This is a genomic window from Brevundimonas sp. UBA5713, from assembly GCF_002419815.1.
GTDB lineage: Bacteria > Pseudomonadota > Alphaproteobacteria > Caulobacterales > Caulobacteraceae > Brevundimonas.
Genome location: NZ_DIGV01000049.1, coordinates 32,628 through 47,083 on the forward strand (window position 1 = coordinate 32,628; position 14,456 = coordinate 47,083).

The window sequence follows — 14,456 nt, forward strand, 5'->3', positions numbered from 1 at the left end:
AAGGACCAGCCAATGGCTGGTCCTTTTTTCTTGGGACTTTCAAGAAGCGCCCCTCCGGAGAGGATCCGAGGGGGCCAACTTGTGTCCAGCGCCTAGAATTTGACGCTGAAGCGACCGAACAGGCGATTGTTGGAGTAGTCCGACGAATGAGTGCCGGCGTAGCCAATATCGAAGGCCGTGCGCTCGGTGGTTTGCACATTGACCGACACGGAGGTTTGCAGGGCGTCTCCGGCCAGAGACTGTCCGGTGACATCAAATACCGGACCATCGGCGAAGCGGGCTTTGTACACCGCACCATCGTCGTTCAGGTTCTCGGTCCACGCCAAATGGCCCACCAGCGTCAATGCCGGACGGCCATTGCCCCCCGCGACCAAGGTGCGGCTGCGGATACCGGCCGTCAGCAGGTCTGCCGTTTCGCTGAAGTCACCTGACAGGGCCGCATCGCCGCCTGTCTCTCGCACATCGGCGCTGTAGTCGACGCGCGTGTAGTTCACATAGGGCTCCAGCGCGGTCGAGCCGATGTTGCGACTCCATGCCCCTTCTACATAGGCCTGCCAGCCATCACCGTCATAGTCACCGGTCAGGCGTTCGGAGAAGGCGTTGAGCTGCACACCACGGCGCGTGTCAGAGTTGGTTTCGAACCACGAGCCACCGGCGCGCAGGGCAAACTCGCCTAGCGTCGCACCGCCATACACACCCACATGACGAGAACGGGTCTTGGCGCTGCTGCTCAGACGGTGACGATCCAGCTCAGAGGTGTTTTCGCCATAGGCGATACCGAAGTGGCCGCGCTCCACCGTCTTGTCGATGCTGACGGCAAAGCCGTTGCCCTCGCTGCGGAAGCGCGCATGTTCCGTCGTGCCGTCAAATCGTCCCTCGCTATGAACACCCGATGCCCAGAAGTTCAGGCCGCGGGCATTGAGCGGGGTCGAAAGACCGGCCACCGGTGCCCCGCGACCACGATCCAGCATCGCATCGCGGATCAACTGCGTATCTGCCGTCGCCACAGCGCCCAGTGAGGCGTGAACCTCGCCGGTCAGGCTATAGAGTGCCCGGCTTACGGCCTCAAAGCTGCCGTCCAGAATGGCATCCTCAAGGGCCAGGTTGCCGCTGCTGTTCGCCGCCGTCATGGCGTCGAGCGCTGTGCCCACGGCGCGCTGGTTGGCGTTTTCGCCAGCCGAGGCGATACTGACGTCATTGCGCAGCAGCGTCATATAGACAGCATCGTCTGTGTATCTAAGCGACGGCGTCAGGAAGGCCAGATCGCTGGTCGCGCCTTCGAACTGGCCCGTCACGCCACCGGCCGAAGTCAGTATCTCCATGTCCTTGACGCGCAGGTTCCATACGCCTTGGTCAGCCTTGAGGATGACACTGCCACCTTCCAGCGTGGTCGCCCCTTGAACCGCCAGCTTGGAATGCGGGGTGCCGTTCACGCCGGAGCGGACCCAGAGATAGGACCCCGGCAAGAACTCAGCGTCACCCGTGACCGTCAGGGTGCCAAAGGGATTGTCGCTGTTACCCGGCGCGACAACACCACCCGCGTCGGCCACCAGGGATGCCAGCGAACCGGTGCCGCCGATGATACCGTTCGCTGCCACGGTCGACACAGAACGAGTGATCTCCCCGTCAACCGTCAGCAAGCCTCCTTCGACACGTGTCGGTCCGGTGTAGGAGAGCGATCCGGTCAGCTGCAACTCGCCGCCGCCGACCTTGGTCAGCCCACCGATGTCGTCCGGATTACGTTCGCGGACGATGGCCGAATAGTGATCAATCGCGTCGGTAATATCATTGGACCAGACATCCTTTGTACCACCGGCCACGGCCACTTCGCGCACAGCCCGCAGCGCGCTGGGGCCGTTCAGAGCGTCGCCCATTTGCGGCACGCCCCATCCCGCACGGATATCGACACCTTCTTCTTCGATATCGCGACCGCTGGAAAGCAGAATGTCGGTGATGAGGCCTGACCCATATTCCGGGAACTGTTCGATCAGTAGAGCGGTAAACCCCGAGATGTTCGGCGCTGCCATAGAGGTGCCACTGAAAGCCGCATAACCGGGCCTAACCTCGCTCATGTACTGCCGATAGGTCGGCAGGAACTGAGCGCGGTAGGCTTCGATGATCGCCGCAGCGTCAGCTTGCTCCATGAACTCCAGAGCACCCACCCCCATCTCGTAGATGAAATCGACTTCTACGCCGATCATCGAGCCCGGGTCTAAATAGAATGCGTAAAACACCGACATGAACTCGGACATTTCCCGGCCAATGCGGTTGGCTTCGGCCTCTGCATCAAACTCGACGCCATTTGCCTCTGCATCCGCCTTGGCGACCGCAAAGTCCTCAAAGAACGCATAGATTTGGGTCGCCAGGCCGAGGGCTGTGCTCTGACGATACCCCGCCATAAATGCCGGATAGGTAACGAGAGTCTGATAGGGAAAATCAGCCGCCCATTGGGCATTATCGAAATCGTAGTCGGTTATGCTTGATACGATATCCGTGCCCGGACCCGCCAGGCACCACGTCGCGGCGTGTCCGCAGAGATTGCTACCATTTTGTATGTCCTGCGCATCGTAGTTTGCGACAGTCAGGAAGTTCGATTTCACTTCGGGTACAAAATGCGGGGTCATCCCCCACTGGGTCGCGTGGAGCTGTCCTTCGTTACCCGCCGAGAACACGACAATGGCGTCTGAATCGACGACGGCTTGCCAGTTTTGCCTCGTAATGGTCGGCACAACGCCTGCAAATCGCGCCTCCATGTCTTCGAGAGATGCGTCATATCTCAAGTTGGGAAAGTCGGAGCTTCTGATCGGAACGCCCCAACTATTGTTGATAATCCGCGCGTGTTGTCCTTCTGCAATCTTGACCAGATTGTCCACGCTGCCAGCGATGGGCTCGCCTTTGAATAACGCCTCCAAGAACGCATAGTTCTGTCCAAGAAAATGGATGGTGGACGAGTATATATCAGCGTTATAGGCATTGCCGAACATGGGCTGGTCTGCGAGGCGCCGCCCGACAGCGGTGCCCGCTACGTGCGTCCCATGGTTGTGCCATGGTTCCTCGCTGGAGATTGACCCAAAGTTTCCCAGGGCGTCACTGGTCTCCGTATCCAACCCGTTGTTGCGTCCCTGAAACAAGGGATGGTCCCAGTACACACCACTATCGTTAACGCCTACAGTGACACCCTTGCCGCTCAGGCCGCGCGCATAGGCGTGTTCCAGACCAAGATAACCTTTGGAATAGTCGACGGCGAACTGCGCATCTTCGCGCCACGATTGAATAGCCGCCTCATAGTCCGAGGTACGGGTGCCATCCGCCATCACATATGGCAGCTCGGCTGGCACGTCCTGGGCGGCCACACTGCCCGCCGCCAGCAATACAGTGCTGGCCACCGCCGACATCAGAAGCTTCTTGTAGTGAAACAAAGCTTACCCTCCAAAGAGTTGAACACGACAAAGCGCGTTCGCGTAGTGAGGGTATTAAATCAAAAATAAGGCAAGCTGAGCCGTGGTTATTTATGGATCTTTTGCATTTATATTATGATGAAATCGCGATCTATATAGCTAAGTTAGAATTATATTCTATTTTGGAAGCGTAAATCGCCAATATTTAGAATATTGTTTCGGCACTTATAGTTCACTTTTTGGCCGGTGCCAAATAGTCGGCCATTTCATCGAACTCCTTCAGGAATACATTCCGGAGCTCGTCGCGTTCCATGATGATTTCGTGCTTGGCACCATCGATCTCGACATAACGACCGCGCCCCAAACGGCGGGCGGCCCAGCGCGCGGTGTGCTTCCATACCAGTACGTCGTCGCAGGCCTGCACCACACAGACAGGCACCTTCACCGATTTGAGCGCCCTCGGCTTCAAGGCCCGCTCGCCCGCGTCCAGCCCAAAACCCAGCCAGCCCCAAGTGGGCGCACCGATAGCCAGGTGCGGACAGGCAAACAACTGCTGCTGCCAAAGGTCGTAACGGGCGCGGTCGGACGTCAGCGCGTCATCCTCGAAAGTGGTGTCGAACGGATCTTCGGCCTCATCCAGCACATAGTCACCACCCTTGCCGTTACGCAGGGCCCAGCGCACCGCCAGCTTCACCGACCACATCGACCGCTTCCCGGTCTTGATGCGCAGCATGGGACTGCTCAGCAGAGCACCCGCCAGACGCTCGTCACCCGATTGCAGCGACAGAAGATTTAGCACCCCGCCCATGGAGTGGCCGATCATGATCCACGGCTTGGGGGCCTGCTGTTCATAGGCATCCAGCAGGCGTGAATAGTCGTCCAGAAACTCTTCGACAGCACGGGCATGGCCGCGCAGGCGATCCGGCAATAAGCGCGCCGACAGCCCCTGCCCGCGCCAGTCATGCGCCAGCACGCAGAAGCCGCGCGCCAACAGATTGCCGATCAGCTCATAGTATTTCTCGATCGGCTCGGTGCGACCGGGACTGATGATGACGGTGCCGCGCGGGGTTTGGGCCTGAAGCACCGACGGCGTCCAGAAGGCCGCGCGCAAACGCAATCCGCCTGCTCCGCGAAACCAGTCGGCCTGACCTCCGGGCGGAGGCGTGGCACCGGGGACCCCCATCAACGGCGCTTGGGCGGCAAAACCAGCTTGGCGGGTCACTCGGGCTTCCTGAATTTGAGGGTCATGCGGTCGGACTCGCCGATCTCGTCATATTTGGAATGGTCAAAATCGAGGTTCGGCGGCTCACCCGGTGCAGAAGAGCGACGGGTCGGCGGCAGGGTATCCACTCCGAACGGGTGATCTTTCGTGTCTGCCGGATTGGCGTTGATCTCGGAGGATTCGACAAAGACGAACCCTGCCTCCTCGGCCAGCTGGCGCACAAAGGCTTCTTGCACATAGCCATTGGCCGCTGCCGGATCCTGATCTTCGTCCGGCCCCAGACGGTGCTGTTCAACGCCCAGAATACCGCCGGGACGCAAGGCCGCAAAGGCATCGTCGAACGCCTTTTCGGCAAGGCCCGCCGCCATCCAAACGTGAATATAGCGCATGAACAGTACCAGATCGGCCGTACCGGGAACTTCAACCACCGATCCCGTCGTGGCTCCGAAATGGGTAAACTCGACCGTGCCATACAGTTTGCGGTCAGATTCAAGGCGAGCCTTCAGTGCGTTATTGACGGCCACCTGCGCGGGGTCTGCCCCCTCGCCCTCGGCAAAGCCGGCGCACACCATCTTGCCGCGCCCCTTGTTCAGATAGGGGGCGATGATGTCGGTGTACCATCCACCACCGGGCCAGAAGTCCACCACCTTCATCGTCGGCTGCAAGCCGAAGAAGCGCAGGGTTTCCATCGGATGGCGGTACTGGTCGCGAGCCTTGTCGGCGGCGCTACGCCACGGTCCCTCGACCGCCCATTCCAGCGACCCTTCGGGTGCGGTCGACACCGGTTCCTCAGGCGCATCCAGCGCCTCTGGTGCCGGCTCGGCTTCTTTTTTGCGACCACAGGCTGACGTGCCAATCAGTGCACAGGCTGCGGCCCCGCCTAGAAACAGGCGCCGTGACGTCCACTCGATCATCGCGTCTCTCCGCCCAGAAAACTCGTAATCACCATAGTTCGGGCTCCCGACTAGAACGCTTCTGCCGAGGCGTCAAAACCCCAGAGGTCGAAGCCCATTGCCCGATCACTGTGCGGTGGCGGGTTTCCGCAACAATAGCGTCATTCGGTCGCTCTCGCCGATGGCGTCCAGAGCGGCGCGTTCGTCTGCACTCAGGGTGCGCCCGTCCTGTCCGCTACGGCGAACCGGCGGCAGGCTCCAGACGCCGAACGGATGGTTTTTTGTATCCTTCGCATTGGCGTTGATTTCGCTGCGGCCAACCAACTCAAAGCCCGCCTGGCGGGCCTGATGGATCACCCAGCTTTCCGGCACATAGCCGGTCGCCACCACATCGGCGACGTTTACGCCATCGAGGCTGCGATGCTGTTCGATGGCCAGCACACCGCCCGGCTTCAACGCCTTGAAGAAGGCTTGCAGATAGCCATCCACCACACCGGCACGGTGCCAGTTGTGAAAGGCGCGCGCCACCACGACCATGTCGGCGGTGTTGTCGTCCACGCCCATGCCTTCCAGCGGGCGGTTCACCGGTACATAGGTGCCGCCTGTCTGTGCGGCATAAGGCTCGAGGATATTGCGCCACCAGCCTGCGCGACCCGGCTCGATCTCGACCACCGTCAGCCCCGGTTGCAGGCCCCAGAAGGTCAGTGTCTCAAGCGGATGGCGATGGGCGTCGCGCGCCTTGTCGGCGGCCGGGCGGGTTTCTGCCGCCAGCACTGACTGCAGAACTGTATCTTCGGAATACTGCGGCATCTCCATTTGCAGGCCCTGCCGCTGGGGCAGATTGGCCGGAAAACTCGTAGGCGGCGTTTGAGCCGAAACCACCGCAGGAGCGGTCACGGTAAGGGTGAGGGCGCAGGCACCTAAAAGGATGGATCGCACAACCGGCTCCGTGAGTGACGTTTTCATTCAGTGACGATTGTTAAGCCGCTTTGCGCTGACAGCAAGGCGCAGAAAACCGCATTTCGACCTCTTGCGCGCGAAAAACGGCTTCCTAACTCATTCGTGAAGGCGCCGCTGTCGGGCCTTCCAGTTCCCGCGGGGCCGAGCACGGACCGCAGGCGCTGACACCCACCGCTAGCCGGGGCAAATCGCCGGCTGGCTCAACCTTGCTGATCCATCAGGAGGATTGCAGATGCGTACTTATGATTTCACCCCGCTGATGCGCACCGCCGTCGGTTTTGACCGTCTGGCCCGCCAAATCGAGTCGGCTGCCCGCAACAGCCAGGAAACCGGTTGGCCCCCCTACAATATCGAAGCTCTGGGTGAAGACGCCTATCGCATCGAAGTCGCTGTCGCCGGTTTCAGCCCCGATGAACTGATCATCGAGGCCAAGGAAAACCTGCTGACCGTCACCGGCAAGAAGGCTCCGCAAGACGAAACCGTCGAGCGCACCTTCCTGCATCGCGGTCTGGCCGAACGCGATTTCGAGCGCCGCTTCCAACTGGCCGACTATGTGGTCGTGAAGGGCGCAGCCCTGAACAACGGTCTGCTCAGCATCGAACTGCAACGCGAACTGCCCGAGGCCCTGAAGCCCCGCCGCATCGAGATCGCTGACGGTTCGTCGCTGATCGAAGCCAAGACGGTCGAGAGCAAGAAGGCCGCTTAAGGCGCGCCGTCCCTCCTCTTTCTCCCCCGCGTAAAAGACTGGCGGCCTTCCTTCGGGAGGACCGCCTTTTCTTTTGCATTAGCCTTGAGCCATGGCGTGAACCTGCGCCGCCGATAGGCCCCTCAGGCTTTCCAGCTTGGTACCGGTCAGATCGGCACCGCGCAGTTGGGCCCCGTGCAAGGTGGTCCGGCTAAGGTCGGCATCGTTCAATCCGGCGCGTTTCAAATCGGCCCCTGACAGATCGGCACCGCGTAGGTTTGCCCCCGTCAGGTCCGCAGGCAGCAGACGGTCGGCGGCCAGCAACAAAGGCCCTAACTGGGCCTCGCGCAAATCCGAACCATTCAGACGCGCCCTCGCCAGACGTGCCCCGCGCAGATCGGCGCGCCGCAGATTGGCGGCACGCAGGTCGGCCCCTTCCAACTGGGCTCCCTGCATCTGTACGCCTTCCATGTCGAGGCCATAGAAGATGGCCCGTTTAGCCGAGAGGGCGGTCAGGTTCAGGCCTGCGATTGAATCCAGCGGCCGCAAGTCTACGCCATCGAACACGGAGGGTTGCCCCTCGCGACCGCCCGTTTCGCACCATAGGGCGTGGACGCGCAGCATGTCCGCGGCGGGCAGGGCATCGACAGGTTCACCAGCGGACGATGTATCGGTCAGGGCCCCGTCCATATTGGCTCCGTCGGTCCGCCACATGGTGGCCGTCACACCCACCAGTACGGCGTCGGTGAGGTCGGCTCCCGAAAGATCGGCCCCCGACAGGTCGGCACCGGCCAGATCCGCGCCCTTGAACGTGGCCTGCTTCAGATTGGCGCGAACCAGTTTGCAGTCCCTCATGACTGCGTCGGTAAAGTCGGCGGCGATGGCGACGATGCCGGTCAGGCGCGAGCGCTGGAGATTGGCGCCGGACAGATTGGCCCCCTGGGCCTGGGTATCCGAGCGTTTCTGCGCCTCGATGACGCGAAAACCCAATTTGGCATCGGAAGCGGCAATCGTGCCTTCGCGCAGATCGGCCTCGAACATGTCGGCCCCCGACAGGTCGGCACCGCGCAAACAGGCCCCGCGCAGATCGCTGCGGCGCAGGCTGGCGTCGGTCAGGTCGACATCCTGCATGTCGGCCCCGAAAAACGTGGCATTGTCCAGCTTGGCCCCGTTCAGGCGAGTGCCGATCAGACAGGCTGCCGTAAAGTCGGCGTCGGCCAGATTGCGCCCACGCAGGTCAAGCCCGCTCAGATCCATCCATGCAAAAACAGCCCGCGCCCCACCGGGGCGGGCCTGCCACAGCCGGTCGTGGCGCAGGCAGATAGCGTCGGCTTCGGCCTGACTCAGCTTTTTTCGGGTCGAAGACACCGTATCGTTCATAGGGTTAATGATCGCACGATGCCGATTAAGGAACCTTTGCTTTAAGGTTCGTCTATTCGGTCAGCAGGCCTTGTGCGCGAAGGGCTTCAGCCAGCTCTCCCTCGGCAGTCCAGACGCGGGTGTAGCCCGCCTCGCCAAGGCGAGCCAGTTCGCCGGCCAGATCGGCGCGCGGAGAGGCGGCAAATCGGGCATCAAAACCCTGCCCGTCGGCGCTGATGCGCACCATGGGCCGCCCCGTTTCAAGGCGGTGGAGGAAGCCTTCGGACAGGACAGCAGCGTCGTCTTCCAGCACACCGGCGACCACGTCCAGCCCTTCGGACTGAAGGCGCTCTACCCCTCGGCCCGAAGCAAAGGGCGAGGGATCAAAGGCAGCGATAACCACCTTGGTGATACCCGCCTCGGTCAGGAAATGAGCGCAGGACTTGCGCCCCGAAGAGCGTGCCCCGCACGGCTCCAGCGTCACATAGGCGGTTGCGCCCTTGGCAGTTTCGCCCGCCGCAGGAACGGCTTGTTCCTCGGCATGGGGACGACCGCCCGGAGCAGTGGCCGCCTCGGCAACTATCTCGCCATCCTTGACGATGACACAGCCCACTGCCGGATTCGGCCAGGTGCGCCCCATGTTTTGCTTCGCCAACTCAATGGCGCGGCGCATGAATTGGGCGTCCTGTGCGGTTCCGGCAGTGGTCATGATCAGGCGAGGTCCTAGGCGATGGAAGGGAGCGGCTTGGCGCGGCCCGCATCGAGGTAACGCGCCGACACCGGCTTCAAATCAGCGTCCAACTCGATGTCCAGCGGGTTGCTGGTCGGGATTTCCACATCGATGATCTCTTCGTTCGACAGGCCAAACAGAAGCTTGACGATGGCACGCAGCGAGTTGCCGTGCGCCGCGATGAGGACATTCTCGCCAGCCTTGAGGCGCGGAGCGATTTCGGCGTCCCAGTACGGCTGCACGCGGTCCAGCGTGGTTTTCAGGCTTTCGGTGTCCGGAATAGCCTTGCCGACATAGCGTTCGTCATTGGCGAAGCTGTATTCGCTGTCGGCGGCCAGCGGCGGCGGCGGCACATCATAGGATCGGCGCCAGATCTTGACCTGATCGTCACCGTGCTTGGCAGCGGTTTCGGCCTTGTCGAGGCCGGTCAGCCCCCCATAATGGCGCTCGTTGAGACGCCAGTCGGCGATGGTCTCGACATCGTTATAGCCTGCGGTCTCCAGCGCGATCGCGCCCGTGCGCATGGCGCGAGTCAGCACCGAGGTAAACATGACCGACGGCTTGAAACCGGCCTCGGCAATCAGTTCGCCGCCCTTGCGGGCCTGTGCTTCGCCTTCTTCGGTCAGGTTGACATCAACCCAGCCGGTGAAGCGGTTTTCAAGGTTCCACTGGCTTTGGCCATGGCGAAGCAGGATCAGACGAGACATTGAGCACTCCGTTATTCAAAGGCATGGCTATGCAGCGTCACCCTTCGGGTCAAGGCTGTATTCGCCGTTGGTCACAAAGGTTCGCTTTACGACGGATGTGACAAGCGGTTGCATGACCATGGTCGCCAATGGTCTAAGACAGCCGACCCATGGCGCGCGCGCGTGCTGCTTCCCCTAAAAGTCAACGACGGACCCGAGATGTTGAAACCGCGACAGGACCTCAAGCCGAATACGGCGACCTATGAGACCCAAGCTCTGGTGAAGCCCACCGGATTCCGCGAATACGATGCGCGCTGGATTCTGGAAAAAGAAATCAACCTGCTGGGTATTCAGGCACTGGGTTTGGGTCTGGCGACCTATGTGCATGAACAGGGCATCGCGCCGAAGATCGTCATCGGTCACGATTTCCGCAGCTATTCTCTGTCGGTCAAACAGGCTCTGACTATCGGCCTATTGCAAGGCGGGATGGAAGTGCTGGATATCGGTCTGGCCCTGTCGCCGACCGCCTATTACGCCCAGTTTGCGCTGGATGCCCCGTGCGTGGCCATGGTCACCGCCAGCCACAATGAAAACGGCTGGACCGGCGTAAAGATGGGCGCGAACAAGCCGCTGACCTTTGGTCCGGACGAGATGACCCGCCTGAAAGAGATCGTGCTGAACGGTCTGGGCGTGGAGCGCGCGGGCGGCACCCTGACCCGCGTTGAAAACTTCGCCGAGCAGTACATCGCCGATGTCGCCACCAAGGCGCAGATCAAGCGCCCGCTGAAAGTCGTGGCCGCCTGTGGCAACGGCACCGCCGGTGCCTTTGCGCCCGAGGCCTTGCGCCGCATGGGTGTCGAGGTGATCGAGATGGATACCGATCTCGACTACACCTTCCCCAAATATAACCCGAACCCCGAAGACCACGCCATGCTGGTGCAGATGGCGGCCAAGGTAAAAGAAACCGGTGCCGACCTAGCGCTCGGCTTCGACGGTGACGGCGACCGCTGCGGCGTTGTCGATGATACGGGCGAGGAAATCTTCGCCGACAAGATCGGCCTGATGCTGGCGCGTGACCTGTCGGCGGTCTATCCGCACTCGACCTTCGTGGTCGATGTGAAATCGACCGGCCTGTACAAGACCGACGAGGTGCTGAAGGCCAATGGAGCCAATACTGTCTATTGGAAGACCGGCCACTCCTACATCAAGCGCAAGACCGCCGAGATCGGCGCTCTGGCGGGCTTTGAAAAGTCGGGCCACTTCTTCATGGCGGGCGAGTTGGGCCATGGCTATGACGATGGCCTTGTCGCTGCCGCTGCCGTTCTGGCCATGCTGGACCGCAACCCCGACAAGAAACTGTCGGAGCTGAAACAGGCCCTGCCGCCCGCCTATACCAGCTTGACCATGTCGCCCCATTGCGATGACGAGCTGAAGTATGATGTGCTGACCCGCATCGTGAAAGAATACGAGGAGCTGGCGGCTAATGGCGGTTCAATCCTTGGCCGCAAGATCGTCGAGGTCATCACCGTCAACGGCGTGCGCGTGCATCTGGAAGATGGCTCTTGGGTGTTGGTCCGCGCCTCTTCGAACAAGCCGGAGCTGGTCGTGGTGGTCGAAAGCATGCGCTCTGAAGACGACATGCGCGCACTGTTCCGTGAGGAGGTGAAGCCGCGTCTGGCCAACCATCCTGAAATCGGGGCATTCAATCAGGAAATCTGATCGGACCCTTTGATGACCACGGCTGACCTTCCTGTCCTGATTATCGGCGGCGGCTTCTCCGGCTCCATGCTGGCGGCGCGGTTGGCAGAAAAGGGCAAGGCCAGCGTGGTCATCGAAAAAGGTCCCCACCGCGCTCTGGGTGTCGCCTATACGACCACCGAGCCTGCGCATTGCCTGAATGTGCGTACCGGCAATATGGGGGCCTTGGCTGACGATCCCGCCCACTTTGCTAAATGGCTGGCCGTGCACCACCCCGAACAGGCCGACCCCGAGGGCTTTGCTCCGCGCCGCCTTTACGGAGCCTATGTGGAGGACCGGCTGGCACAGGTTCAGGCGCACCACCATGGCCTCATCCGCTGGATCAACGCCAAGGCGGTAAAGATCGACGGGGCCACCGTCACCCTCGACGACGGACAACCGCTTGAGGGAGCCGCCATCGTGCTGGCCAGCGGCAATCCACCACCGCGTCAGCCTGCACCCCATGACAGTCCACGTCGCATCTCGGACCCGTGGGCAGGCGGCGCGCTGGAGCAGGTCGGGGTCCATGACGATATCCTCATCCTTGGCACAGGCCTGACCATGGTGGACGTTCTGCTGTCGCTGAGCGCGGCAGGATGGCAGGGAAAGGCCGTGGCCCTCTCTCGTCGCGGGCTGGCCCCCAGAGCCCATATCTATGGTCGCCATGCTCCGGCGACCCTGTCGCCCGAATCCCTGTCTGGTCCTCTGTCGCGCCGCCTTCGCGCCGTTCGCCGACTGGCCCGCACAGTGGACTGGCGAGACATCATGGATGCGTTTCGCTCGCGCACGGCAGAGCTTTGGCTGGAGGCTAGCGAGGAGGAGCGCGGACGTTTCCTGCGCCACCTGCGCCCGTGGTGGGATGTGCATCGCCACCGGATTGCTCCCGAAATCGCCGCCGAACTGGATGCTTTGGTCGCCGCCGATCGCCTGAGACTGAAAGCAGGACGTATCCGGTCAGTCGAAGATCAGGACACGCAGCTGTCCATCACCTATCAGCCGCGCGGACAGTCGGGCCTCTATTCCCATCAGGCCCACTGGATGATTGATTGTACCGGCCCTGGGCACGATCCCGCGCGCGATGCTCTGACAGCCCCGCTGGTCGTAACGGGGCGTCTGTCTGTCGATAGTCTGGGACTGGGCTTGCGGGTTTCACAAACCGGTCAGGCCCTATCGGATACCGGCCAAACCGATCCGGTTATCCACGTACTGGGACCGCCAGCGCGCGGGGCTTTCTGGGAAACTATCGCTGTGCCCGATCTGCGTGTGCGTATCGAAGACCTGGCGGACCGGCTGAGCCAATAGAGGAAAAGGCGGCCCCGCACGGAGCCGCCTTTTGAACTCAGCTCGACTTGGCGACCGCCTCGGCCACGTCGTCGACGACGCGTTTGACCAGAGCCTCGTCATCGCCCTCGGCCATGACGCGGATCAGTTTCTCTGTGCCCGATTTACGCACCAGCAGTCGGCCCGAACCGTTCAGGTCGGCTTCAGCCTTGGCCATCACCGCCTTGACGTTATCGGTCTCCAACGGTGCTTCGGAGCTATAGCGAACGTTTTTCAACAGTTGCGGCACCGGTTCGAACTGGCGGGCCAGTTCGCTCATGGGCACGCCCTTTTCGACCAAGACCGCCAGCACCTGCAGAGCCGCCATCAAGCCGTCACCCGTGGTAGCGTGGTCCTTCAAAATAATGTGGCCCGACTGCTCGCCGCCGATGTTGAAGCCGCCCTCGCGCATACGCTCCATCACATATCGGTCGCCTACCTTGGTACGCTCCAGCTTCAGCCCTTCGGCTTGCAGGCGGCGCTCCAAGCCCAGATTGGACATGACTGTTGCGACCACGCCATTGCCGTTCAGACTACCGCGCTTGGCCCAGTCCAGACCGATCAGTGCCATGATCTGGTCGCCGTCAACGACCTGACCCTTTTCGTCACAGATGATGACGCGGTCGGCATCTCCGTCCAGCGCAATACCGATGTCGCAACGATAGCGTTTCACCGCATCCGACACAGTCTGCGGATGAGTCGAACCGCAGTCGGCGTTGATGTTCAGACCATTCGGCTCAACGCCCACCGAGAAGACCTCGGCACCCAGTTCATACAGGGTGGTTGGTGCCACGCGGTAACCTGCACCATTGGCGCAATCGATCGCGATACGCAGACCCTTGAGGCTTAAGCGTTTCGGGAAGGCCTGTTTGGCGATTTCGATATAGCGCGGCGGAGCGTCGTCGATACGTTTGACGCGACCGAGCTTATCGGATTGTGCCAGATCCTCGCCAAGGGCCTCGTCCATCATGGCCTCGATCTTCATCTCGATCTCGTCCGACAGCTTATAGCCGTCAGGGCCGAACAGCTTGATTCCGTTGTCGGCATAGTCGTTGTGCGAGGCCGAAATCATGATGCCGAGATCCGCACGCATGGAACGGGTCATCATGGCGACACCCGGCGTCGGCAGCGGACCAAAGGTGCGCACGTCCATGCCGACCGAGGCGAGACCCGCCACCAAGGCAGGCTCGAGCATATAGCCGGACAGTCGGGTATCCTTGCCGATCACCACCAGATGGCGACGGTCATCGCTGGTACGGAACAGACGTCCTGCGGCCAGACCGACACGCAGGGCCACCTCGGCTGTCATCGGGTGGCTGTTGGCGCGTCCACGAATGCCGTCAGTGCCGAAATATTTTCTTTCGCCCAAAGGCGTGTCCTCGAACTATCGGGATTTCGAAACCTTCCGAAACCCATTTTTTGATGCCGTACGCCCACACAATGCCTAGATGGAAGCTATACGGCGA

The 14,456-nt window shown here is 61.4% G+C and carries 11 protein-coding genes; 3 read left to right on the top strand and 8 right to left on the bottom strand.

Going from position 1 to position 14,456, the window contains the following annotated elements; genetic code table 11:
* Positions 1-92: 92 nt before the first annotated feature.
* The 4 genes from B3B04_RS12200 to B3B04_RS12215 all read right to left on the bottom strand — a co-directional run bounded on the left by B3B04_RS12200 (position 93) and on the right by B3B04_RS12215 (position 6,479).
* Complete coding sequence (locus B3B04_RS12200) at positions 93-3,395, bottom strand: autotransporter domain-containing protein (protein ID WP_292043288.1); 3,303 nt, start codon at positions 3,393-3,395, stop codon at positions 93-95.
* 235 nt (positions 3,396-3,630) lie between these two features.
* Positions 3,631-4,620, bottom strand: a complete 990-nt coding sequence (locus B3B04_RS12205) for an alpha/beta fold hydrolase (RefSeq protein ID WP_292043290.1) — start codon at positions 4,618-4,620, stop codon at positions 3,631-3,633.
* The gene (locus B3B04_RS12210; RefSeq protein ID WP_292043291.1) at positions 4,617-5,534 is read right to left on the bottom strand and encodes a class I SAM-dependent methyltransferase; all 918 of its coding nucleotides are present in this window, start codon (positions 5,532-5,534) and stop codon (positions 4,617-4,619) included. The genes B3B04_RS12205 and B3B04_RS12210 overlap by 4 nt, the downstream gene beginning before the upstream one ends.
* 105 nt (positions 5,535-5,639) lie before the next feature.
* Complete coding sequence (locus B3B04_RS12215; protein ID WP_292043293.1) at positions 5,640-6,479, bottom strand: class I SAM-dependent methyltransferase; 840 nt, start codon at positions 6,477-6,479, stop codon at positions 5,640-5,642.
* Positions 6,480-6,705: 226 nt separating this feature from the next.
* Between B3B04_RS12215 and B3B04_RS12220 the strand changes: the two genes are divergently transcribed.
* Positions 6,706-7,179 (top strand): Hsp20 family protein, encoded by a 474-nt coding sequence (locus tag B3B04_RS12220; RefSeq protein WP_292043295.1) that lies wholly within the window; start codon positions 6,706-6,708, stop codon positions 7,177-7,179.
* A 78-nt stretch (positions 7,180-7,257) separates the two neighbouring features.
* On the opposite strand, the gene B3B04_RS12225 is transcribed toward B3B04_RS12220, so the two are convergent.
* Genes B3B04_RS12225 through gpmA form a run of 3 tightly spaced genes read right to left on the bottom strand, consistent with a single transcriptional unit; the run spans position 7,258 to position 9,954 of the window.
* Positions 7,258-8,538: a pentapeptide repeat-containing protein gene (locus B3B04_RS12225; protein ID WP_292043296.1), complete on the bottom strand. Its 1,281-nt coding sequence runs from the start codon at positions 8,536-8,538 to the stop codon at positions 7,258-7,260.
* Positions 8,539-8,590: 52 nt separating this feature from the next.
* Entirely contained in the window at positions 8,591-9,226 is a 636-nt protein-coding gene (gene ribD, locus B3B04_RS12230; protein WP_292043297.1) for a bifunctional diaminohydroxyphosphoribosylaminopyrimidine deaminase/5-amino-6-(5-phosphoribosylamino)uracil reductase RibD, read from the bottom strand.
* 14 nt (positions 9,227-9,240) lie between these two features.
* Positions 9,241-9,954, bottom strand: coding sequence for a 2,3-diphosphoglycerate-dependent phosphoglycerate mutase (gene gpmA / locus B3B04_RS12235; protein ID WP_292043298.1), 714 nt, complete (start codon positions 9,952-9,954; stop codon positions 9,241-9,243).
* Between the two features lie 198 nt (positions 9,955-10,152).
* Here gpmA and B3B04_RS12240 point away from each other — a divergent pair, with 198 nt between their 5' ends.
* Both B3B04_RS12240 and B3B04_RS12245 read left to right on the top strand, forming a co-directional pair.
* Positions 10,153-11,652: a phosphomannomutase/phosphoglucomutase gene (locus B3B04_RS12240; RefSeq protein WP_292043299.1), complete on the top strand. Its 1,500-nt coding sequence runs from the start codon at positions 10,153-10,155 to the stop codon at positions 11,650-11,652.
* Between the two features lie 12 nt (positions 11,653-11,664).
* On the top strand, positions 11,665-12,972 hold the full coding sequence (locus B3B04_RS12245; RefSeq protein ID WP_292043300.1) for an FAD/NAD(P)-binding protein: 1,308 nt from the start codon (positions 11,665-11,667) through the stop codon (positions 12,970-12,972).
* Positions 12,973-13,009: 37 nt separating this feature from the next.
* Here B3B04_RS12245 and glmM read toward each other — a convergent pair whose 3' ends face one another.
* Positions 13,010-14,359 carry a phosphoglucosamine mutase gene (gene glmM, locus B3B04_RS12250; RefSeq protein WP_292043301.1) on the bottom strand — a complete coding sequence of 450 codons (1,350 nt, stop codon included), beginning with the start codon at positions 14,357-14,359 and terminating at the stop codon, positions 13,010-13,012.
* Between the last annotated feature and the right edge of the window lie 97 nt (positions 14,360-14,456).